This is a genomic window from Halomonas sp. ALS9, assembly GCF_001651035.1.
Lineage (GTDB): Bacteria > Pseudomonadota > Gammaproteobacteria > Pseudomonadales > Halomonadaceae > Vreelandella.
Genome location: NZ_LXRG01000170.1, coordinates 1 through 1,121, shown reverse-complemented (window position 1 = coordinate 1,121; position 1,121 = coordinate 1). Strand labels below are relative to the sequence as shown.

The window sequence follows — 1,121 nt, the reverse complement described above, 5'->3', positions numbered from 1 at the left end:
AGATGCAAAAAAAACCCCGCTTTGTGAACTGCACCCCAAAAGTTGGACACTCCTCCAACGATTGGGGTGTTTTTCATGGCGAAACATAATGAAGAGTTCAAACTGTTAGTCGTACAGCGTTACACAGAAGGACAGCTGGGTTATAGGAGTCTGGCCAATCAGTACGGTCTTGACCACGCCACCATCAGGCGTTGGGTTAAAAGCTATGAACAACATGGCCTGCACGGCTTGCAGAAGAAGTTCAGCCGCTACAGTGCAGAGTTTAAATTGTCGGTGTTGCAACGGATGAGGCAAGAGGATCTCTCGGCCCGACAAGCGATTGCCTTGTTCGATATCCGAGGTGGAGTGGGTGTCGTGCGGGGGTGGGAAAGTCAGTATCATAAAGGAGGCTTCCAGGCGTTGGAGCCTAAAGCCCGAGGTCGCCCGACGAAGATGCCCACAGCAGAGCCCCCCAAGCCCCCACTTCCAGTGACGGAAAAGAGCTCACTGGAGCAACTGCTCCAAGAGAACGAATACTTGCGAGCAGAGGTGGCCTACCTAAAAAAGTTGAGGGCCTTGCGTCAGTCCAAAGAGCAAGCCGCGCAGAAAAAGCGCGACTAGTCCTTGAACTGAAGCATGGCCATCCTTTACCGGTGCTGCTAAAAGTAGCCGAACTGTCGCGTAGCACCTTCTATTATCAGGTAAAGGCTCAGCAGTTGGATGATCGACATGCGGGTCTGAAGCGTCGCATTCACGCCCTCTACGAGCGTCACAAAGGGCGCTACGGCTATCGCCGCATCACAGCAGCGTTGCGCCAGACGGGCGAGCAGGTCAACCACAAGACAGTCCAACGCCTGATGCAGCATCTGGGTTTGAAGTCATTGGTACGCCCGAAGAAATACCGCTCCTATCGTGGACAACAGGCCAGTGTGCCAAACCTCCTTGCCCGTCAGTTTCAGGCTGAACGCCCCAACCAAAAGTGGGTCACCGACGTCACGGAGTTCAATGTCCGAGGCGAAAAGCTCTACCTGTCTCCCGTGATGGATCTCTACAATGGGGAAATTGTGTCCTACACAATGCAGAAACGGCCAGCGTTCTCACTGGTAGGGGAGATGCTGAACAAAGCCTTGGCCAAGCTGGCC

Annotated in this window: 1 pseudogene; it reads left to right on the top strand. The window is 53.9% G+C overall.

Going from position 1 to position 1,121, the window contains the following annotated elements:
• Positions 1–75 precede the first annotated feature (75 nt).
• Positions 76–1,121, top strand: a pseudogene (locus A6R74_RS23130) (IS3 family transposase); the annotation flags it as partial.